The organism is Thiobacillus sp. SCUT-2 (assembly GCF_035621355.1).
Taxonomy (GTDB): Bacteria; Pseudomonadota; Gammaproteobacteria; order Burkholderiales; family Thiobacillaceae; genus Thiobacillus; species Thiobacillus sedimenti.
In genome coordinates this window covers 1,245,155-1,263,074 of sequence record NZ_CP141769.1, presented here as the reverse complement: position 1 = coordinate 1,263,074, position 17,920 = coordinate 1,245,155, and the positions used below count along the sequence as shown (strand labels likewise).

At 59.6% G+C, this 17,920-nt stretch carries 25 protein-coding genes; 20 read left to right on the top strand and 5 right to left on the bottom strand.

What is annotated here, in order from left to right; genetic code table 11:
• Positions 1 to 688: 688 nt before the first annotated feature.
• From VA613_RS06220 to VA613_RS06210, 3 genes are read right to left on the bottom strand one after another with little or no spacing between them, the layout of a single operon-like run.
• Positions 689 to 1,183, bottom strand: a complete 495-nt coding sequence (locus VA613_RS06220) for a L,D-transpeptidase (protein ID WP_324781224.1) — start codon at positions 1,181 to 1,183, stop codon at positions 689 to 691.
• Positions 1,184 to 1,194: 11 nt separating this feature from the next.
• Positions 1,195 to 1,665 carry a tRNA adenosine(34) deaminase TadA gene (tadA, locus tag VA613_RS06215; RefSeq protein WP_324780994.1) on the bottom strand — a complete coding sequence of 157 codons (471 nt, stop codon included), beginning with the start codon at positions 1,663 to 1,665 and terminating at the stop codon, positions 1,195 to 1,197.
• Positions 1,665 to 2,645 carry an integron integrase gene (locus tag VA613_RS06210; protein ID WP_324780993.1) on the bottom strand — a complete coding sequence of 327 codons (981 nt, stop codon included), beginning with the start codon at positions 2,643 to 2,645 and terminating at the stop codon, positions 1,665 to 1,667. Before VA613_RS06210 ends, tadA begins: the two co-directional genes overlap by 1 nt.
• Before the next feature lie 1,009 nt (positions 2,646 to 3,654).
• Here VA613_RS06210 and VA613_RS06205 point away from each other — a divergent pair.
• The 10 genes from VA613_RS06205 to VA613_RS06160 all read left to right on the top strand — a co-directional run bounded on the left by VA613_RS06205 (position 3,655) and on the right by VA613_RS06160 (position 10,196).
• A complete protein-coding gene (locus VA613_RS06205; RefSeq protein ID WP_324780992.1) occupies positions 3,655 to 3,978 on the top strand; it encodes a hypothetical protein in 324 nt (107 codons plus the stop codon).
• Between the two features lie 768 nt (positions 3,979 to 4,746).
• Positions 4,747 to 5,064: a quaternary ammonium compound efflux SMR transporter SugE gene (gene sugE, locus VA613_RS06200; protein ID WP_075806979.1), complete on the top strand. Its 318-nt coding sequence runs from the start codon at positions 4,747 to 4,749 to the stop codon at positions 5,062 to 5,064.
• A gap of 114 nt (positions 5,065 to 5,178) precedes the next feature.
• Positions 5,179 to 5,601: a cupin domain-containing protein gene (locus VA613_RS06195; protein ID WP_324780991.1), complete on the top strand. Its 423-nt coding sequence runs from the start codon at positions 5,179 to 5,181 to the stop codon at positions 5,599 to 5,601.
• Positions 5,602 to 6,040: 439 nt separating this feature from the next.
• The gene (locus VA613_RS06190; RefSeq protein ID WP_324780990.1) at positions 6,041 to 6,385 is read left to right on the top strand and encodes a ribonuclease E inhibitor RraB; all 345 of its coding nucleotides are present in this window, start codon (positions 6,041 to 6,043) and stop codon (positions 6,383 to 6,385) included.
• A gap of 87 nt (positions 6,386 to 6,472) precedes the next feature.
• Positions 6,473 to 6,727, top strand: a complete 255-nt coding sequence (locus tag VA613_RS06185; protein ID WP_324780989.1) for a hypothetical protein — start codon at positions 6,473 to 6,475, stop codon at positions 6,725 to 6,727.
• A 112-nt stretch (positions 6,728 to 6,839) separates the two neighbouring features.
• Positions 6,840 to 7,301 (top strand): hypothetical protein, encoded by a 462-nt coding sequence (locus VA613_RS06180; protein WP_324780988.1) that lies wholly within the window; start codon positions 6,840 to 6,842, stop codon positions 7,299 to 7,301.
• A gap of 417 nt (positions 7,302 to 7,718) precedes the next feature.
• Complete coding sequence (locus VA613_RS06175) at positions 7,719 to 8,312, top strand: hypothetical protein (protein WP_324780987.1); 594 nt, start codon at positions 7,719 to 7,721, stop codon at positions 8,310 to 8,312.
• 50 nt (positions 8,313 to 8,362) lie between these two features.
• Complete coding sequence (locus tag VA613_RS06170) at positions 8,363 to 9,250, top strand: hypothetical protein (protein ID WP_324780986.1); 888 nt, start codon at positions 8,363 to 8,365, stop codon at positions 9,248 to 9,250.
• A 78-nt stretch (positions 9,251 to 9,328) separates the two neighbouring features.
• Positions 9,329 to 9,709 carry a hypothetical protein gene (locus tag VA613_RS06165; protein ID WP_324780985.1) on the top strand — a complete coding sequence of 127 codons (381 nt, stop codon included), beginning with the start codon at positions 9,329 to 9,331 and terminating at the stop codon, positions 9,707 to 9,709.
• A gap of 70 nt (positions 9,710 to 9,779) precedes the next feature.
• The gene (locus VA613_RS06160) at positions 9,780 to 10,196 is read left to right on the top strand and encodes a hypothetical protein (RefSeq protein ID WP_324780984.1); all 417 of its coding nucleotides are present in this window, start codon (positions 9,780 to 9,782) and stop codon (positions 10,194 to 10,196) included.
• A gap of 15 nt (positions 10,197 to 10,211) precedes the next feature.
• Here VA613_RS06160 and VA613_RS06155 read toward each other — a convergent pair whose 3' ends face one another.
• Complete coding sequence (locus VA613_RS06155) at positions 10,212 to 10,415, bottom strand: DNA translocase FtsK (RefSeq protein WP_324780983.1); 204 nt, start codon at positions 10,413 to 10,415, stop codon at positions 10,212 to 10,214.
• 104 nt (positions 10,416 to 10,519) lie between these two features.
• Between VA613_RS06155 and VA613_RS06150 the strand changes: the two genes are divergently transcribed.
• On the top strand, positions 10,520 to 10,882 hold the full coding sequence (locus tag VA613_RS06150) for a hypothetical protein (protein WP_213360178.1): 363 nt from the start codon (positions 10,520 to 10,522) through the stop codon (positions 10,880 to 10,882).
• 189 nt (positions 10,883 to 11,071) lie between these two features.
• On the opposite strand, the gene VA613_RS06145 is transcribed toward VA613_RS06150, so the two are convergent.
• Positions 11,072 to 11,350: a hypothetical protein gene (locus VA613_RS06145; RefSeq protein WP_324780982.1), complete on the bottom strand. Its 279-nt coding sequence runs from the start codon at positions 11,348 to 11,350 to the stop codon at positions 11,072 to 11,074.
• Positions 11,351 to 11,434: 84 nt separating this feature from the next.
• Here VA613_RS06145 and VA613_RS06140 point away from each other — a divergent pair, with 84 nt between their 5' ends.
• The 9 genes from VA613_RS06140 (at position 11,435) to VA613_RS06100 (ending at position 17,896) form a co-directional block, all read left to right on the top strand.
• Positions 11,435 to 12,022, top strand: a complete 588-nt coding sequence (locus VA613_RS06140) for a WYL domain-containing protein (protein WP_324780981.1) — start codon at positions 11,435 to 11,437, stop codon at positions 12,020 to 12,022.
• 90 nt (positions 12,023 to 12,112) lie between these two features.
• On the top strand, positions 12,113 to 12,475 hold the full coding sequence (locus tag VA613_RS06135; RefSeq protein ID WP_213360178.1) for a hypothetical protein: 363 nt from the start codon (positions 12,113 to 12,115) through the stop codon (positions 12,473 to 12,475).
• 100 nt (positions 12,476 to 12,575) lie between these two features.
• Positions 12,576 to 13,019, top strand: coding sequence for a hypothetical protein (locus tag VA613_RS06130; RefSeq protein WP_324780980.1), 444 nt, complete (start codon positions 12,576 to 12,578; stop codon positions 13,017 to 13,019).
• Between the two features lie 111 nt (positions 13,020 to 13,130).
• Positions 13,131 to 13,925, top strand: coding sequence for an MgtC/SapB family protein (locus VA613_RS06125; RefSeq protein WP_324780979.1), 795 nt, complete (start codon positions 13,131 to 13,133; stop codon positions 13,923 to 13,925).
• Between the two features lie 128 nt (positions 13,926 to 14,053).
• The gene (locus VA613_RS06120) at positions 14,054 to 14,869 is read left to right on the top strand and encodes a class I SAM-dependent methyltransferase (RefSeq protein ID WP_324780978.1); all 816 of its coding nucleotides are present in this window, start codon (positions 14,054 to 14,056) and stop codon (positions 14,867 to 14,869) included.
• 111 nt (positions 14,870 to 14,980) lie between these two features.
• Positions 14,981 to 15,934 (top strand): alpha/beta hydrolase, encoded by a 954-nt coding sequence (locus VA613_RS06115; RefSeq protein WP_324780977.1) that lies wholly within the window; start codon positions 14,981 to 14,983, stop codon positions 15,932 to 15,934.
• 137 nt (positions 15,935 to 16,071) lie between these two features.
• Positions 16,072 to 16,434, top strand: coding sequence for a group I truncated hemoglobin (locus tag VA613_RS06110; protein WP_324780976.1), 363 nt, complete (start codon positions 16,072 to 16,074; stop codon positions 16,432 to 16,434).
• Entirely contained in the window at positions 16,431 to 17,330 is a 900-nt protein-coding gene (locus VA613_RS06105; RefSeq protein ID WP_324780975.1) for a DMT family transporter, read from the top strand. The genes VA613_RS06110 and VA613_RS06105 overlap by 4 nt, the downstream gene beginning before the upstream one ends.
• 167 nt (positions 17,331 to 17,497) lie before the next feature.
• On the top strand, positions 17,498 to 17,896 hold the full coding sequence (locus VA613_RS06100; protein ID WP_324780974.1) for a DUF488 domain-containing protein: 399 nt from the start codon (positions 17,498 to 17,500) through the stop codon (positions 17,894 to 17,896).
• The last annotated feature ends 24 nt before the right edge of the window (positions 17,897 to 17,920 follow it).

Below are 17,920 nucleotides of genomic sequence, written 5' to 3'. Positions count from 1 at the left end.
TGCCATGCGCTGGCCCCAGCATAGACAGCTGCCAGCACCAAGTAGCAACGCCCATATGCGATCAACTCCCAGCCCGTTCGCCCTGCACCCTTCGACTTCGCTCAGGACAGGCCTGTCGAAGCCTGCCGTGAGTCTTTCGAATCGGGGTTGCGCCGCTACAGGTCCCCGTGAACTGACCTGTGGTTCGACAAGCTCACCACGAACGGAACAGCGGCCAGTATCAAGTAGTAACGCCCATAAGCAATCGACTCCCAGCCCGTTCGCCCTGAGCCTGTCGAAGGGCTGCCATGCGCTGGCCCCAGCATAAGTGGAATGTAGTTCGACAAGCCTGTCCTCGATTCATCGAAAGCCTCACCACGAACGGAATAGCGGCCAGCACCAAGCAGCAACGCCCATAAGCAATCAACTCCCAGCCCGTTCGCCCAAAGCCCTTCGACTTCGCTCAGGACAGCCCTGTCGAAGCCTGCCGTGAGTCTTTCGAATCGGGGCTGCGCCGCTACAGGCGCAGGTGAACTGACCTGTGGTTCGACAAGCTCACCACGAACGGAACAGCGGCCAGCACCAAGCAGCAACGTCCGTAAGCGATCAACTTCCGGCCCGTTCGCCCTGAGCCCTTCGACTTCGCTCAGGACAGGCCTGTCGAAGCCTGCCGTGAGTCTTTCGAATCGGGGCTGCCCGGCCCCCGACCTCAGAAAATCCTCACCTCCGTCCCCACCTGCACCAGCTCGAACAGCTCCGCCACGTCCGCATTCTTCATGCGGATGCAGCCGTGCGACGCCGGCTGGCCGATCAGGTGTTCCTCGCTGGTGCCGTGGATGTAGATGTATCGGTCGTGGCTGTCGACCGTGCCGCCCTTGTTCTTTCCGGGTTCGAGGCCTTCGAGCCAGAGGATGCGCGTGAGGATCCAGTCGCGCCCCGGGTGTTCCGCGTCGAGCGCGGGCGTCCAGATCTCTCCGGTCGGCTGGCGTGCCTTGAACACGGCATGGAGCGGCGTGCCGGCACCGATCTTCTCGGCGACGCGGTGGCGGCCGCGCGGCGTGCAGTAGCTGCCGCTCTGCTCGCCGAGCCCGTTCGCCGCGGTGGACACCGGATACTGCCGGATCAGGCGGTCGCCGTCCGGGTCGGGCTCCCACAGATAGAGCTGCTGCAGCCGGCTGTCGACCTCGATGAAGGGCTTGCCCATGAACGGCCCGCTCATTGCGTCGTCTCCTTCTTCTGCTGCCGGCGCGCCTCGAAGAAGCCCGAGATCATCGCCGCGCATTCGTCCGCCAGCACGCCGCCGGTGATGTCGCAATGGAAATTGAGGCGCGGCTCGGCGAACACGTCGACGATGCTGCCGTGCGCGCCGGTCTTGTACTCCTTCGCGCCGTAGACCACCCGTGCCACGCGCGCATGCAGGATCGCGCCCGCGCACATCACGCAGGGCTCCATCGTCACGTAGAGCGTGCAGCCCACCAGCCGGTAGTTGCCGACGCGCGCCGCGGCGTCGCGCAGCGCCACCACCTCGGCGTGCGCCGTCGGGTCGAAGCTGGTGATCGGCCGGTTGAACCCGCGGCCGACGACCTCGCCCCCGCACACCACCAGCGCGCCGACCGGCACCTCCCCCGCTTCCCAGCCCCGGCGCGCCAGCTCGAGCGCCGCGCGCATGTAGTCCTCGTCCGTCATCACATATCGAGCGGGCTGGTCACCCCGCGCCCGCCCTTGTTCAGCACATGCGTATAGATCATCGTCGTCGCCACGTCCTTGTGGCCCAGAAGCTCCTGCACCGTGCGGATATCGTAGCCACTTCCGAGCAAGTGAGTCGCAAAGGAATGACGCAGTGTATGTGGCGTGGCCGGCTTGGCAATGCCTGCGTCGCGCACGGCCTGGCGGATCGCGCGCTGAATCGCCTGGTCCTGCACATGATGCCTTCGCACTACCCCTGAACGCGGATCGACCGACCGGTTCTTCGAGGGAAAAACGTATTGCCATCCCCACTCCCGCGCGGCGTTCGGATACTTCCGGTCGAGCGCATAAGGCAGGTACACCTCGCCGTGGCCCTCGGCCAGATCGCGCTGGTGCAAGGCGCGCACGTGTTCCAGGTGCGCCTTGAGCGGATCCGTCACGAGCCCGGGAAGCATCGTCACGCGGTCCTTGAACCCCTTCCCCTCACGCACCAGAATCTCGCCGCGCGCGAAGTCGACATCTTTCACCCTGAGGCGCAGGGCCTCCATGATCCGCAGGCCGGCCCCGTACAGCAAGGCCGCCACCAACCAATGCGTGCCGGCGAGCCGGGAGAGGGCTGCCTGCACCTCTTCGTGCGTGAGGACCACCGGCAGCCGCCTGGGGGCTTTTGCCCGCTCCACGTTTTCAAGCCAGGGCAAATCCTGTTCAAGCACTTCGCGATAAAGGAAGAGCAGCGCCGACTTGGCCTGGTTCTGCGTCGCCGCCGCGACCCGTCCGTGCACGGCCAGGTGCGTCAGAAACGCCTCGACTTCACGCGCCCCCATCTCGGCAGGATGCCGCTTGTCAAAATGCAGGACGAAGCGTTTAATCCAGTCGACATAAGCCTCCTCGGTACGAATGCTGTAGTGCTTGAGGCGGATCTTGCCGCGCACCTGATCGAGAAGTTTTGGCGAGTGCTGCAATGACGCATTTGCTGGCATTTTAGGACGCCCTAAAAAATACTAATAAATTGTTTTTTAGCACATTTTTTACAAACACCATCAGGAATGACGGTTTATAAGGCGTCATTTAGGATGGACACTTTACGTTAGGCGCATGTATTGTGGAAAACACCCAAGGCCATCACCCTTGCCAGAAATGTGGCGCCGCAATGGAACAAGAAGTGCGCCAGCAGCGTAGCTTGATCGATGTAGTCGGGGCATCTGTCCTGTCGCTTTTAATCCTTGGTTTCGCATTCCTTTTCTTGAGCGCCTTCGGCATAGGGGGCGGGCGTTATGGAGCGGTTGTTATCATCGGGGTGCCAGCGGTCATACTCTGGGCGATATGGCACATGGTGGGGTCGCACCCAAAGGTTTCATGGCACTGCCCGTCCTGCAGTACAAAGGAATAATGTTGCCGGCTCTCATCTCTTCCACGCCTAACCCATCATTCAAGCGGGACGCGCTAAAGCGCGCCCCTTAATTCAAACGTTAGGCCCGAGATGCTCCAGCTAATCCATCGTGCTTTTGACCGAAAGTCCGATCCGCTTACTGTGAAAGAAACAATCCTATGGTGGGAGCTGCGCAGAGTCCCCTTCAATCTTCTGGTCGGGGCGGCCGGTGTGGTTTCCATCATCAGTGGCGTGCTTACGGCTTTGCTCACGGGATCGGAATGCGGGGTCCCTGATCCGCCGCTCTTTGCCGTTATCGGGATAGTTCTCTATGGCGTCGCAGCCAACCTCATGTATACGGGTGGCTGGATTCTAGAGCTTGTTCTTCGTCCACACATGGGCACCCGAAAATTTGCTCAGGTAGCATTTGCCGCGGGCTTGTCGTTGTCCGTGCTAGTCACGATTAGTCCCGCTGTTGTTGTCCCAATTGCTTGTACCTTGGGTGGGGGGTCAGAAAATGCTCATGCGGAATGAATTGCCTAACATGGCGCTCAACCTCGCTCCCTCCGGTCGCTGGACGGCGCTAAAGCGCCGCCGGTTAGCTCTACGTTAGGCCACACATGAAGCTCACGCCGAATAATCTACGCATCTCATTAGAGCGAAAAGATCGCTTGGGTTTCTGGACTATTGCTGCATGTGTTCTTGTCATTTTCATTTCAGCATTTATCAGCCCGCCTTTTGCCACTGTATTTGCAGCTTCCACCATCGTTGGGCTGCCCGTGCTTTGGTTACTGATCCTCTCCCCAAAGGGCACAAACCTGTTCGCGTCTTGGGGTGATTTGGGGCGTATTGCTTTTTACTTGCTGTTGTTTAGTTACATTGCGTTGGCCAAGTCAGTTCTAGTTCCTGTCGTTATGGCGGTTATTCAGCATGCATTGGCCTAACATCACGTTCGAGAGGGACGCCATGAAAGCGGCGCGCCTTCGGCTATTTTCGCGCCGCTTCCATGGCGCCCCTCAACTCAAACGTTAGCTGCCTATGGATACCGCGTACATCACATGGATCGTATTGATTGGCGGCGGAGCGCTTTTGGCGGCTTTCGTGAAGCCCAAGCGCATCATTGTATGGGGAGCAGCCCTGACAGCATGTGCTCTAGCCGGCCTCGTCGCCTCTAGCATCCTTGGCGGCGCCAATTTCACTGTCGTGTTTGGTGTGGCAGCTATGGCTATCCCCGTGGTTTTTGCAATGCTCGCCATCGGAGCTTGGGTTGGCGCTGCTCTACGGGGTAACGTTCGCCGTAACCGAAGCGGCAGCTAACAGTTCGTTCAAGGCGGACGGCTTCGCCGCCGCTTAACTCAAGCGTTAGGCGCTTCGGTGATTCAGGGTGTTTTCTGTCAGTGGTTTGGCAGCCAATTCTGGCTACAAACTCACCATTCAAATTCCGGCTCGCGCCTCATCGGGGTTTGGTGCATAGTTGCAAATAAAGGCGTGGCTTACAGGGAGGTTCCGTACATCATGCGTTTGCAGTCTTTCCTTTGCTCCGCGCCTAACATCGCGCTCAACCCGACCGCCCACCCGCTGCGCGGGCGGGTTCCCTCCGCGCTGCGCGCTCCGGCGGCGGGTTAGCTTGAACGTTAGGCAGTCTGAAGTGAGGACGACCTCACCTCTCAATTTCGGTAGGGGACGGCCCCAAAGCTAATAGAGAGGTGTTTATGAGTTGGGTAATTTTGTTTGTAGCTGGTCTTTTGGAGATTGGTTGGGCCATTGGATTGAAGTACACAGATGGTTTTACGAAGCTATGGCCTACTGTTGGTACGGTGGCTTCGTTGGTTGCAAGTTTTCTATTGCTAGGTTTAGCTCTGAAAACGTTGCCTGTCGGTACAGCCTATGCGATATGGGTGGGTATTGGTGCTGTAGGCACGGCGCTTCTAGGAATATTATTATTCGGTGAGTCAACTGACGTCCTTAAGCTAGTTAGTTTAGGGCTGATTTGTGCGGGTATTGTTGGTCTTAAATTGGCCCATGCCTAACAAGGCGCTGCACTCGGATAAATTACTCGCTGCGCTCCCAATTTACCGGTGAGCGCGGCGTTAGGCAGCAAGAAGCACCGTCGCGTAATCCACTCATCGTAATGGAGATTGAAAATGAACAGACTAACTAAACCCATCGGTGCCTTATTCGGGGCGGCTCTAGCTGTGTCCGTAGCGCAAGCACAAGATACGAAAGACATCCCACAAAAATCCGGGGTAACACCTACAGATCTCATAGTACGTGGAGTGGACGGCACAGCGAATCTGGAATTCACGGTTTTAGATGTGAAGTACGAGCCAGGTGGTGTCAACCGTCGCCACTTTCATCCGGCGGCGGTCACCTTCTATGTGGTTTCTGGGACACCCGTTTTCCAGGAGGAGGGTAAGAAACCCATTACCCTCAATCCCGGTGACAGCCTGCTCGTTCCCGCCGGCACCACTCATTCCCATTGGAACCCTAGTGAGACTGAAGGTGTTCGATGGCTGGAATTCATCGTGGCTGAAAAAGGTAAAGGAAGATCCATCCGAAAGCCTTGAATAAAGCGACTGCGCCGCCACAAGACGCCACGCGAACTTTTAGAGAGATGGCTGTCTCAGACCCGGACGGTAATCGGTTGCGGTTCCCACCCCGTGTTGCCGCCTAACAATTCATTCAAGCCGACGCCGCTTTTCGGCGCGGCTTAATTCAGGCGTTAGGCACTCCGGTGATTCAGGGTATTTTCTGTCAGTGGTTTGGCAGCCAATTCGGGCTACAAGCTCACCATGCAAATTCCGGCTCGCACATCGTTGGGGTTTGATGCATTGTTGCCAACAAAGGCGTGGCTCACAGGGAGGTTCCGTACATCATGCGTTTGCAGTCTTTCTTTTATTCCGCGCCTAACATCACGCTCAACCCGACCGCCCACCCGCTGCGCGGGCGGGTTCCCTCCGCGCCGTGCGCTCCGGCGGCGGGTTAGCTTTAACGTTAGGGTTACACATGATCGAACTGAGTGACCTCGAAGAGATGTTTGAAAACATACAGTCCAACACTGGCTGGGACATGAACAAACCAATGCTCTGGGGTTATTTTTTTACAGATCCATCCCGCGAAAAGTTGCAAGAAGCTGCGGCTGTTCTTGAGAATGCTGGCTATCGTTTCGTTGATTTATACGTGCCAGAACTTGAAGACGATGAAGATGAATATTTCTTTCTACACATGGAGAGGGAAGAAGCTCATTCCCCCCAGACTCTCAATGAAAGAAACATGCAGCTATATGCCTTCGCTGAAAAACACGAGTTAGACAGTTATGACGGTATGGATGTTGGGCCTATTCAGCCCTAACAATTCGCTCAACACCGCGCCGCTTCGCGTCGCTCGGACTGGCCGCCTGCGGCGTCCAGCCGGTTAGCTCAAACGTTAGGAGTTTGCATGGCAGATAAACCAATTACGCATTTGCCACTGGTCACTGATGTGGTTGCAATCATGCATGGCGATCTCCGAGTAACTCATCCCTCATCCTCTGAAAATCTTGAGGTGTTGCTGGATACTCAAGGCGAAACCCATCTTCTTTTCTCGTTAACACCACAGGCAGCCTCCGCACTAAAGGCAACACTCGAAACGCTGCTGCTAACTCAAGGTTCCCCGTTAGGACAAGAACCGCCTTTGCCAACCAAACACCACTAATCTGTATCGCATTTCGCATGATTCCCACTCCTAACAAGGCGCTCAACCTCGCTCCCTTCGGTCGCTGGACGGCGCTAAAGCGCCGCCGGTTAGCTCTACGTTAGCCATACGAATGCATCGCGTAGAAATCCACTTTGATCAGGTATTCAGCATCGCTCGCGGCAGACTCCCCATGGGCGGTCGATTTACTAATTTCGGGTTTGAATCTGACGGCAAGAAAACCTTCGATGTCACTGTTCAAGGATGGCCAATCATCGAATGCGGAATGACCGTCATCGCTTTTTTCGGGAAAGAAAACGATTGGAATAGCTTTCTCGGGTGGGTCGATAGCTATGGCCACAGTACAGTCCAGACAAACCCTTATGGATTCGCCGTTATGTTTCTAGCAAGCGTGTTCTTCATGTTCGTACTGCTGACAGGAAATTTCCCGTGGGTTGCAAACGTAGTCATTTGCGTAGTCTTTGGTGGTCCAGCGCTCTTGTTTCTTTGGGTTTTCTTAAAGCAATATCACATTCATAGAGAGATAGTTTCTCTATTGAACGCAATACGCAGTGATCAACTGATCGCCAAATGAAACCCCCTCAATTGTTTTCATGCGGAGTGTGCATGGCTAACCCGGCGCTCAACCTCGCTCCCTTCGGTCGCTGGACGGCGCTAAAGCACCGCCGGTTAGCTCTACGTTAGAGCGCAACCCAAGATGCTTGATGCCGTTTTTAGTTTTCTATCCGAAGTGGTGGCCTTTCATCTTGGGAGGTTTTATATCGCAATCGTTACGTTCGGGCGTTGCAAACCAAAGATCGGCGACACCAGCCAGCCCCTCGTGAGTTTGTTTGGTGGTGCGCTTACGGTCGTTCTCATAGTCGGAATCTTCGCGTGGATAAACCATTCCTAAACCCGCTGGCTGCATCGCGCTCTAACCCGGCGCTCAACCTCGCTCCCTTCGGTCGCTGGACGGCGCTAAAGCGCCGCCGGTTAGCTCTACGTTAGGCGCATGAAACCTTTTTCGACAGATGGGGAATGGGGAACGCTACTTCCCTATAGTCGTGGACTACGTATGCATATCCCTTCATGGGTGGCGTTAATACTGGCCTTGCCGCTATTGGTTTTCGCCGCTGCCGGTATATTCGCCCATTCCATAGTGGTACAGCTCTTGTTCGGCGTGCCGGGCCTGCTCTTTCTCGCGCTATGGGGTATGACCAGGCGCCATTCTAAGAAATTCGGCACCGTACGTATTAACCAAAATACCAAAGTAGCCATTTTTACTGAAAGAGACGGCACTGAAACCAGCGTCCAATTGCAGCGCTTTCTCTCTATAAAAATTCAGAAGGTAATCAAGCTGCATACCTATTCATGGATGGCTGTGCTTTGTGGTGAATCAGGGCATTTAATATTGGAAACTGACTTTAGCTTCCAAAACTCACTCATCAAACGAATTGCACCTATTGGAAATTGGTTGGGCATACCTATCGAAGTATCTACTGAGGAAGTGAACTTTCTTGATTGGCTTTCAACCCCAGACTTCCGCACCAATCCTTATCCATCACGGAATGCGTGCCTAACCAATCATTCAAGCGGGACGCGCTAAAGCGCGCCCCTTAATTCAAACGTTGGGCCTCACAATAAGGAGTCTTTGCAATGCCTTCACCTGTAACAAACACTCTTCTTGTCGCTCTTGCTATCGTTGCGCTGCACGGTGAAGCACAGGCCGCATCGGCTGAGCCGTGCGGATCGGGCAGCACAAAATCAGGACAAACCCTACGGGTGAATGGCTCTGATGTAGTTCTTCATGCCGCACCAAATGCAAAAAGCGAAAAGCTAATAAACCAGAAAGCCACCCAAATCCTCAAGACTACGCAGTACTTGACAATTGACAATACAGTTACTGTGATCGAGGAATGCACGCAAGGCGAATGGTCAAGAGTCCGCGTTAAAGAACCTGATTGGCTACAAAACTCTCATATTGGATGGGTGCAAAGCCGTTCACTTCGGGGCCAAAAGAAAGACAGCGGTGGCACCGTCACATTTACCGAGGCTGATTTCGTTTGGGACAAGAAAACATCCCCTCACAAAAAGGCAATTGTTGCGGGTGTCAATAAAGTTCATCGAGAGAACTCACGATGCAAAACGATTGATCCAGGGTCGGCCTACATTTCATCAAGTAAAGGCAGCCCTTCCGACCCAGTCTTTTATGTCACCTGCGGTACCGGCGCGAGTGTCTTTAATGCGTTTTTCTCCAAATCAGAAGTTGAAAAGGGAACAGCGTTGGTGGCTGCTAAACATATCGACCGTAGCCGCGCTATTGACCTGTGCGAGTCGCATGCCAAGTCAAAGGCAAACCACCCAAGCACATTCAGCTTTTCGCGCGTTATGGACTTGGCTGTAAACGAGCATCCAAATGGAAGAACAACAGTCACCTCCTCTTTCACGGCGAAGAACAGCTTCAATCTGGAACTGAAACACAATATTCGCTGCCTTCTAGATGCCAACGGCTTGATTGAGGCAAACATTTCGGAGGCCAAGTGAGGCCCAACCCGGCAGTCCACACGGACGCTGCGCGATAAAGCTGCGCAGCGCCGGTGACTTCTACGTTAGGCCGATGCCATGTACTACCTCGCTCACTTGGCTCTACCCGCAATCGTGGCATTGATCATGGCCCTCTCTGGCACCCAGATCGAGTTGAACCTCTCATGGTTTGCACGCACCACGGAAAAGCTCGCAGAGCTCTACATGATCTTTGCGGCCCCCCACTGGATTTGGGCGGCCATTTCTGGGTACTTCGAAGCGTCGAAGGGCGCTACCGTCGGTGGCTTTATTGGCCTGCATCTTCTGCTGTTTTCGGTTTGGTTCCTTGTCGCGCAGTCCAACGAATCCCATGCGGCAAACGGCTGGTTCATCTATTTCTTGGGCGCCCCCATAGTCATCGCTATAGGTGCCGTTGCAGGGAGGTTTATTGCATCATGGAAAACGCGCCAATCGGCCTAACCCGCCGCTCCAGAGGGACGCTCCGCCGGCAAGCCGGCTTCGCGCCCCTGAGCTAGCACGTTAGCTTCCTATGCCTTCGCTGATTAAACGAACGTTCCTCATCACGCTCGCGCTACCAGTCCTATGTGCTATCTGGATTCTGTTCGCATATGACCTTTTTCTGGGCCGTGTTTCAATTATTCGCTTGTCTTTTTACCTTTCCTCTCAACTACCGGGGCTCCTGTATCTGACCGGAATTCTTGCTGTGCCAGGAGCACTCCTGTACTTCGCGGCTCACCTGTCCCAGCGCGCCTGGTTTGCCGTTGGCTGCTGTGTAGTCTGTATCCTGTTCGCCGCTGCTCTTTGCACGCTACTGTTAGTAAAAGGCGGCGGCATGGGCATTCCTGCAATTGCTGCGGCCGAAGCTGTCGTTGCCGCAATGGCTCTACTGGTTGCTTCATTGCTTAGACTGCACCAGCTAACCCGTCATTCAAGCGGGACGCGCTAAAGCGCGCCCCTTAATTCAGACGTTGGGCACCTTGCGCCGGTATCCCGTCCCGTTCTCAGTCTCGAACTGCTCCACGATCCCGTCCTCAATCAGGTAGTCCATCAACCGGCTCGCCCTGTTGTACCCGATCATCAAATACCGCTGGAGGTTTGAGATAGATGGAGGGTTTGCGGCTTTCGCAACCTCCACCGCCTTCGGGTAAAGTTCGTCTCGTTCCATTCTTCACTCCTGTGTGTGCCCAACAATCCGGTCGAGCCGAGGCCCGCGAGCGGCGTTGGTCTTGTGTTAGTTAATCGTGGCCCGGCTCACCGCAAGCGTTAGGCATGAGAACAACCATCGTCCGCATCGTTGCGCTGCTCATCGCGGCTTTTTCTGCCTACGCGGCATACAGGTCCCACGACCCGCGGCTCCTGCTGGGGACCCTATTCTTTGGAGTGATGGTTTTTCTTAGCGTACGCAATGCTGGCGCTGCCGATAGCCCGTACATATTGCTCGCCTTCTCTTGTGTATTCTTCTTCTATTCGTTCACCGGCCTCGCCGACGGGGAATATAGCTGGCGCCGCCATTCTGTTGCCGTTGCCCAGAATCCCCAGTTCTTCTGGTCAATATTTTCCGCTACCTTTCTGTTCGGAGTCGTACTGCTTGCTTACGGGTATGCTCAAGTTAAGCGGCGGAAACATGCCTAACCCGCCGGTCGAGTGGGACCGCCAACCAGCTGCGCTGGTTGGTTCCCTCCGCGGCTTCGCCGCTCCGGCGGCCCCTCACCTTCAACGTTAGAGAACATATGAAAATATCCAAATCTCTCGCCATAGCAACCGACACAGAAACAAGCGCGGTTACGCTTACATTCGTTGACGAAAACGGAACAGAACAGGCTATTCATGTTCCTCCACAGGCAGCCGACTTATTGCTTCTTGGGCTACTTGCCAGCCCACCGTCTCGTCGAGCCGACGGAAAAACCAGCGCCCAACGACAGCCACTTCTCGTTCATGGCGCTCAATCACTACAGTTCGAGAACGGCCATGTTGGTCTTTCTCTTCACGTAGCTGATAACGCATACCTGCAGATTGCTTTTCCAAAAGAGGCAATTCAGCATCTTCAAGGTCATTTGTCGCGCCTTCTCTCAGAGCAACCGCCTGCGGTTCATTAGCCATGTTCTCTAACCCTGCATTCAACCAGACCGCGCTGAAGCGCGGCTGGTTAATTCCACGTTATGCATTTCCTTCTTAGGAGCAGCCATGATTACTGAGGCGCTGGAAAATGCCATCGATAATGGAGCAAGTCTTCGAGTGCGGTACTTTGGTGGCTCCACCCCAGGCAGGGAGCGAGAGATACAACCCATTTCCGTCAAAGACGGAAAGGTTCGTGCACGCTGCCTATTGTCGGGCGAAACAAAGACTTTCGTCGTCGAAAAGATGGAGCTTGTGGTCGCTGGCACACCATCTCAATTGGCATCTACCATGCCACCGCCTGTTGTCACATACGAGTCAGTTGATGAATTCTTTTCCAATCAAACAGCAGCGCTGCAATCGCTAGGTTGGGTCGTTCAGCGCGAGGGAGAAACCATTTCCCTGCATCGCACCTTCAAGAACGGAAAGTTGATACAAACACCTGATGTCGCGCTTCGATACGAAGCCATTGCCTATGACCTTGTCTTCGATGGAGAGCAAGTCACAGAGGCCAATCACCGAGAAAGGTCGCGCCCTTGGGTGGTTAGTGCAAAGAATCAAACCACAAAAACCTACGGCGATTTCGGCAAGGCTCAAATCACATTTCTTGAGTTTGCAAAATCGCTTTCTCCATTGGGTGCGAGCCGCAATGCATAACCCGGCAGTCGAGAGGGACAGCCAAAAAGCTGCGCTTTTTGGTTCCCTCCGCGCTTCGCGCTCCGGCTGCCCCTCACTTCTACGTTAGGCATGAGAACAACCATCGTCCGCATCGTTGCGCTGCTCATCGCGGCTTTTTCTGCCTACGCGGCATACAGGTCCCACGACCCGCGGCTCCTGCTGGGGACCCTATTCTTTGGAGTGATGGTTTTTCTTAGCGTACGCAATGCTGGCGCTGCCGATAGCCCGTACATATTGCTCGCCTTCTCTTGTGTATTCTTCTTCTATTCGTTCACCGGCCTCGCCGACGGGGAATATAGCTGGCGCCGCCATTCTGTTGCCGTTGCCCAGAATCCCCAGTTCTTCTGGTCAATATTTTCCGCTACCTTTCTGTTCGGAGTCGTACTGCTTGCTTACGGGTATGCTCAAGTTAAGCGGCGGAAACATGCCTAACCCGCCGGTCGAGTGGGACCGCCAACCAGCTGCGCTGGTTGGTTCCCTCCGCGGCTTCGCCGCTCCGGCGGCCCCTCACCTTCAACGTTAGGCCGATGCCATGAACTACCCGGATGCAATAGACCCAGATATGGTTGGCGAATACTCTGCCCTGGCAAAATCAGGAGCCGGCTACTTTTACGATCACGTGCTTGAGTATCGTGTTTGGTGCCACCCAGAGCGTGGCGCCCCTGACAAATATGACGGGGAAGATTACTACTATGCCTTCGCCTCATATAGCGAGGCCTTGGATTTCTCCACAAGCATCGCTGGGGCCGAAGAACCCCTGGCATTAATCCGCCAACTCGAATGGGTCAACGAACCTGAAGAGGGAGTTCTTGTTCATGAAAAAGGCGAGCGAATTGCCGAATGGCGCGTTGAATGGCTAAGCGACGGCCCGCGCAAACTTGGCGATATTGAAACGTTCATTCAACAGCACTATGCCAAGTGCCGCGTCGTTGGGCTTTCAATTAAGTGGCAGGGCAAAGACCCTGCTAGCGCATGAGCGCGCTTGCGTCTAACAAGTTGTTCGAGTGGGACGCTCCGCCAGCAAGCTTCGCTTGCTGTCTCCGCACCCCTCAGCGCCAACGTTGAGCCGTGCGCATGAGCGAAGCAAATGCATCTCTTGCCCGCCCGCACTGCGGAGAGTTACATGGCGGCTCCCTTGATCTCCTCATGCGCCTCCTGTCCTCACACGATCAAGACCCGGAGGCACGCCATGGATAGCGACTTTCTCAAGATCGTCGTCCACCTGACGGCGGCGCTGGTGGCGGGCGGAATCATCGGGCTCGAGCGAAGCTTTCACGGCCGCCCTGCCGGCTTTCGAACCCATACGCTGGTGTGCCTGGCGTCCAGCCTGCTGATGCTGGTCACGCTGTATCAGTGGAAATGGCTGCCGGGCGTGCCGCTCGACACGGTGCGCACCGACCCGACGCGCATGGCGCAGGGGATCATGACCGGCATCGGCTTTCTTGGCGCGGGCGTGATCTTCAAGGAAGGGCTCTCGATTCGTGGCCTGACGACCGCCGCCTCGATCTGGATCACCGCCGCGATCGGCATCCTGTTCGGCGTCGGCTTCTATGCGCCGGCCGTGCTTGCCACCGTCTTCACGATCGGGATTCTTTCGGTCTTCCGATGGATCGAGGCGAAGCTGCCGTCTCACTACTACGCGCATCATTTCGTCCGCTTCGACCGAAGCAGCGTGATGCCGGAACCGGACCTGATGGCGTTCCTGGAAAAAGGCGGCTTCACGGTCGCCAACATGAGCTACCGGATCTCGGATGACGGCCTCTCGTTCGAATACCGGATGGTCATCCGCACGACCGACCCGGCGAACCTCTCGTCGCTCGCGGTCGCGCTGCGTCGACTGGAGGCCGTCCGCGCGTTTCGCATTTCGCCGACGGGTGATTGACCGCCGCTCGTGCATCCAGGCATGCGCCGCCGCTAGGGGCGATGCGCGCACCGACGGCGCATGCCCGTTCCTGCTCCGGTTCCTGCTATAAAGTCCATTCATCGCCCTGCCGCCATCCGGTGAACGCCATGGAAACCGCCGCCCCCCGCAGCCCCGCCGAAAGCTACGAGCAGTATTTCGTCCCCGCGATGTTCACACCCTGGGCGACGGCCCTGCTCGGCCACGCCGCGCCGCGGCCGAGCGAGCGCGTGCTCGACGTCGCCTGCGGCACCGGCGCCGTCGCCCGCCAGGCCGCGCCGCTCGTGGGGGCACAGGGCCAGGTTGCCGGGCTCGACATGAGCCCGGCCATGCTCGACGTCGCGCGCGGGCTTCCGCCGCCGGCGGGTGCGGCGATCACGTGGCACGAAGGCAATGCGATGACGCTGCCCTTCCCCGACGCGGCGTTCGACATCGTGCTGTGCCAGCACGGCCTGCAGTTCGTGCCCGACCGCGCGGCGGCGGTGCGCGAGATGCGCCGCGTGCTCGGCCCCGGCGGACGCGCGCTGGTGATCGTGCTGCAGGCGATCGAACGGCATCCCGTCTTCCGGGCCCTGATGGAAGCCACGGCGCGCCATCTCGCCTTGCCGCTGGCCTCGGTCACGCTGCCGTTCTCGCTCGGCGACGCCGAATCCTTGCGCACCCTGTTCGCGGGCGCGGGGTTCGCCGCCGTCGAGGTCGTCCCGGAAACGATCACGGCGCGCTTCGGCGACGCGGACCGCTTCGTGCCCCTCGCCGTGACGAGCGCGGCGGCGGCGCTGCCGGCCTTCGCCCAGCTGGCCGCGCCCGCGCGCGTCTCGATGCTCGACGCGGTGCGCCGCGAGCTCGAGCCCACGCTCGCCGCCTACCGGGAGGGCGACACGATCGCGTTCCCGATGCGCGCGCACGTGGCCATCGCCAGGGCCTAGACAGGCGCGTGCTTCGAACACGGGCGCGTGCATAGCCGGCCATTTGCAAACCGACCCGCCGTCCGCCATCAGGAAAGGCAACCGATGCGCCCATCGTCCGCTCGCCCTCGCATGCTGCGCGCGCTTCCGTGCGCGCTCGCCCTGCTGCTCGCCGCTCCGCTGGCGCACGCGGGGGCGCTCGAACGCGTGCTGGCTGGGCGCTGGCGGCAGCAGGCGCGCGAGGCCGAATCCGGCGAGCCGGCCGGGCGCGCGCCGCTCCCCGCGGGCGTGCGCGTCCTGCGCGACCTCCCCTACGGCGAGGACGCCCGCCAGCGCATGGACATCTACCTGCCGGACCGGCCGGCGGCAGCGCCGGTGATCTTCATGGTCCATGGCGGCGGCTGGCGACATGGCGACAAGGGTACGGGCTCCGTCGTCGACGGCAAGGTCGCGCGCTGGGTGCCCAGGGGCTTCCTGTTCGTCTCCGTGAATTACCGGATGCTGCCCGACGCGGGCCCGGCCGAGCAGGAACGGGACGTCGCTGCGGCGCTGGCCGCGGCGCAGACCCGCGCCGCCGCGCTCGGCGGCGACCCGCGCAAGTTCATCGTCATGGGCCATTCGGCGGGCGCCCATCTCGTCGCGCTGCTGGCGGCGTCCCCCGACGGCGCAACGAAGCAGGGGGTGAAGCCGTGGCTCGGCACGATCCTGCTCGACAGCGCCGCGCTCGACGTGGCGTCGCTGATGAAGGCCCGGCATCTCCGGCTCTACGACGAGGCCTTCGGCGCCGATCCGGGATACTGGGACGCGACCTCGCCCCTGCATGCGCTGACCGGCCCGATCTATCCGGTCCTCGCGGTGTGCTCCACCCGCCGCGCCGATTCCTGTGCGCAGGCGGAACGCTTCGTCGCGCGCGCCAAGGCGCTGGACTCGCGCGCGAGCGTGCTCGGCGAGGATCGCTCCCACCGCGACCTCAACCAGCAGCTGGGCAGCGACGGCGCCTATACGGACCCGGTCGAGTCGTTCATGAAGACGCTCGACCCGGCGGTCGCCCGGCGGCTGGCGGCACCCGCTGCCGCGCACGGCTGACGCGCGCCGCAGGCCCCGATTCAGCGGGCCGGCCGTGCGCTCCGCCTTCGGCTGAGCTATGACGATAGGCAGCGGCGGCGCCCGGCTGCGGCCGCCGCGCCTGTCCTGCGCAGCCGGCCAAGCCATGGGAGATCGACATGACGACGACACTTTACGAACGTCTGGGCAAGGCAGCGGGCATCGCCCGCATCGTCGACGACATCATCGACGCGCATCTGAGGAATCCGATCGTCAAGCCGCGCTTCGAACAGATCGAGGACCTCGAGCACGCCAGGCGCATGGCGCGCGAGTTCTTCTGCGCGGGCGCCGGTGGTCCGGAGCCGTATACCGGCAAGGACATGCTCGCCGCGCACAAGGGCATGAACATCAGCGAGCAGGAGTACCTCGCGGTGATGGACGACATCGTCGGCGCGCTGGAGAAGAACGGAATCGACGACGGCACGCGCAGCGAGGTGATCGCGATCCTCTACTCGCTGAAGGGCAATATCATTCGCGTATGAGCACGCCACGCCGCGCCGCCTTGCCGACTGCCCGCCTCGTCGCCCTCACCGCGCTGGCGATGCTCGCGTTCGCCGGCAATTCGCTGCTCGGCCGCGTCGCGCTCAAGCACACGGGCATCGATCCGGCGAGCTTCACCACGGTGCGGCTGGCATCCGGCGCGCTGGTGCTGTGGCTGCTGGTGCGCGTGCGGGGCACCGCCGCGGGGCGTGGCGATTGGGCGTCGGCGCTGGCGCTGTTCGCCTACGCGGCGGCGTTTTCCTTCGCCTACGTCAGCCTGCCGGCGGCGACCGGGGCGCTGCTGCTATTCGGCGCGGTGCAGGCGACGATGATCGGCCACGGCATCCGGGCCGGCGAACGCCTGCGCGGTGCGCAGATCGTCGGCTTCGCGCTCGCGCTCGCGGGCCTGGTCGGCCTGTTGCTGCCCGGCCTGTCGGCGCCGCCGCTGCGGGGCGCGCTGTTCATGCTCGGCGCCGGCCTGGCATGGGGCGTCTATTCGCTGCGCGGCCGGGGCGCGGGCGACCCCACCCGGATCACGGCGGGCAATTTCCTGCGCGCGGCGCTCCTCGCTGCCGCCCTGAGCGCCTTGCTCGCGGGCAGCGCGCGCCTCGACACCGCAGGCGTCGGCTACGCCATCGCCTCGGGGGCGCTGGCTTCCGGAATGGGCTACGCGATCTGGTACGCCGTCCTTCCCGCGCTGAAATCGACCCAGGCGGCGATCGTCCAGCTGAGCGTGCCGGTGATCGCGGCGCTCGGCGGCATCGTGTTCCTCGGCGAAGCGCTCACGCTGCGCCTGGCGCTGGCCTCGGCCGCGATTCTCGGCGGCATCGCGCTGTTCATCCTCGAGAAACGGCCGGCCGCCGCGGCACCGGTCGCGGCCCCGGCCAGGCGCCGGTAGCGCCCGCCGACGCCCCGGCGGCGCTTGCGCGCGGCGCACCCTCGGCTACCCTGTTAACTGGCCCCTGCATTTCCCGAAGACCAGGAACAGACATGACCGTCCCGTCGCCGATCGTGAATCCGACGCGCCTGCCGCACGCAGCGGCCAGGCGGACGCGGTAGGCCGGCATGCGCGCGCCGCGCGCCGCCGCTGCCGTCGATCTCCGCGTCAAGCGCGTCTACGAGACGCCCGACGCGGCCGACGGAACGCGCATCCTGGTCGACCGGCTGTGGCCGCGCGGGCTCAGCCGCGAGCAGGCCCGCGTCGACCTGTGGCTGAAGGACGTGGCGCCGAGCGCGGCGCTGCGCACGTGGTTCGCCCACGATCCCGCCAAATGGGAGGCCTTCCAGCAGCGCTACTTCGACGAGCTGCAGCACCAGCCCGAGGGCTTGGCGGCGCTGCGCGCGGCCATCGGCAGCGGCCCGGCGACGCTGCTGTTCGGCGCGCGGGAACCGCGCTACAACAACGCGGTCGCATTACGGGCGTTCCTGCTTCGCCCGAGCCCTCCCCGGGAACGCCACGGCTAGCCCGGGGGCGTGGTCAGCGGCCCG

Coding starts and splice junctions, on each gene's coding strand:
- VA613_RS06220 (WP_324781224.1), bottom strand. CDS start 1,183: ATGGGCAAGCCCTTCATCGAGGTCGACAGCCGGCTGCAGCAGCTCTAT.
- tadA (WP_324780994.1), bottom strand. CDS start 1,665: ATGACGGACGAGGACTACATGCGCGCGGCGCTCGAGCTGGCGCGCCGG.
- VA613_RS06210 (WP_324780993.1), bottom strand. CDS start 2,645: ATGCCAGCAAATGCGTCATTGCAGCACTCGCCAAAACTTCTCGATCAG.
- VA613_RS06205 (WP_324780992.1), top strand. CDS start 3,655: ATGAAGCTCACGCCGAATAATCTACGCATCTCATTAGAGCGAAAAGAT.
- sugE (WP_075806979.1), top strand. CDS start 4,747: ATGAGTTGGGTAATTTTGTTTGTAGCTGGTCTTTTGGAGATTGGTTGG.
- VA613_RS06195 (WP_324780991.1), top strand. CDS start 5,179: ATGAACAGACTAACTAAACCCATCGGTGCCTTATTCGGGGCGGCTCTA.
- VA613_RS06190 (WP_324780990.1), top strand. CDS start 6,041: ATGATCGAACTGAGTGACCTCGAAGAGATGTTTGAAAACATACAGTCC.
- VA613_RS06185 (WP_324780989.1), top strand. CDS start 6,473: ATGGCAGATAAACCAATTACGCATTTGCCACTGGTCACTGATGTGGTT.
- VA613_RS06180 (WP_324780988.1), top strand. CDS start 6,840: ATGCATCGCGTAGAAATCCACTTTGATCAGGTATTCAGCATCGCTCGC.
- VA613_RS06175 (WP_324780987.1), top strand. CDS start 7,719: ATGAAACCTTTTTCGACAGATGGGGAATGGGGAACGCTACTTCCCTAT.
- VA613_RS06170 (WP_324780986.1), top strand. CDS start 8,363: ATGCCTTCACCTGTAACAAACACTCTTCTTGTCGCTCTTGCTATCGTT.
- VA613_RS06165 (WP_324780985.1), top strand. CDS start 9,329: ATGTACTACCTCGCTCACTTGGCTCTACCCGCAATCGTGGCATTGATC.
- VA613_RS06160 (WP_324780984.1), top strand. CDS start 9,780: ATGCCTTCGCTGATTAAACGAACGTTCCTCATCACGCTCGCGCTACCA.
- VA613_RS06155 (WP_324780983.1), bottom strand. CDS start 10,415: ATGGAACGAGACGAACTTTACCCGAAGGCGGTGGAGGTTGCGAAAGCC.
- VA613_RS06150 (WP_213360178.1), top strand. CDS start 10,520: ATGAGAACAACCATCGTCCGCATCGTTGCGCTGCTCATCGCGGCTTTT.
- VA613_RS06145 (WP_324780982.1), bottom strand. CDS start 11,350: ATGGCTAATGAACCGCAGGCGGTTGCTCTGAGAGAAGGCGCGACAAAT.
- VA613_RS06140 (WP_324780981.1), top strand. CDS start 11,435: ATGATTACTGAGGCGCTGGAAAATGCCATCGATAATGGAGCAAGTCTT.
- VA613_RS06135 (WP_213360178.1), top strand. CDS start 12,113: ATGAGAACAACCATCGTCCGCATCGTTGCGCTGCTCATCGCGGCTTTT.
- VA613_RS06130 (WP_324780980.1), top strand. CDS start 12,576: ATGAACTACCCGGATGCAATAGACCCAGATATGGTTGGCGAATACTCT.
- VA613_RS06125 (WP_324780979.1), top strand. CDS start 13,131: ATGCATCTCTTGCCCGCCCGCACTGCGGAGAGTTACATGGCGGCTCCC.
- VA613_RS06120 (WP_324780978.1), top strand. CDS start 14,054: ATGGAAACCGCCGCCCCCCGCAGCCCCGCCGAAAGCTACGAGCAGTAT.
- VA613_RS06115 (WP_324780977.1), top strand. CDS start 14,981: ATGCTGCGCGCGCTTCCGTGCGCGCTCGCCCTGCTGCTCGCCGCTCCG.
- VA613_RS06110 (WP_324780976.1), top strand. CDS start 16,072: ATGACGACGACACTTTACGAACGTCTGGGCAAGGCAGCGGGCATCGCC.
- VA613_RS06105 (WP_324780975.1), top strand. CDS start 16,431: ATGAGCACGCCACGCCGCGCCGCCTTGCCGACTGCCCGCCTCGTCGCC.
- VA613_RS06100 (WP_324780974.1), top strand. CDS start 17,498: ATGCGCGCGCCGCGCGCCGCCGCTGCCGTCGATCTCCGCGTCAAGCGC.